The organism is Bradyrhizobium sp. Kon56 (assembly GCF_055807635.1).
The window spans coordinates 1-243 of sequence record NZ_JBVVOU010000580.1 but is presented as its reverse complement, the minus strand read 5'-3'; the positions used below and the strand labels follow the sequence as shown (position 1 = coordinate 243).

General features: G+C 57.2%; 1 protein-coding gene. It reads right to left on the bottom strand.

All coding sequences use genetic code 11. The features are described 5' to 3' along the window. Window positions 1-49 precede the first annotated feature (49 nt). Window positions 50-243: sensor histidine kinase (locus AC0L3B_RS40130; RefSeq protein ID WP_473383549.1), on the bottom strand; the 194-nt coding region annotated here is incomplete at its 5' end.

The window sequence follows — 243 nt, the reverse complement described above, 5'->3', positions numbered from 1 at the left end:
AAACCGGTCCTTGTGACCTGTTTTTTATGCACAGCGAAAAGCTCGCTTGTCAGTCTTCCAGTTGTGGCAGCTGCAGGATGAATGTCGAGCCCACAGCCAGCTGGCTTTCACACGTGATATGCCCGCCGTGGCGTTCCACAACGGCCTTCACCATCGTCAGGCCCAACCCTAGTCCGTCACTGCCTTGGGCCGAATCGAAGCGCCGATATTGGTTGAACAGCTCCGGCAAATCGGCGGGCGCAA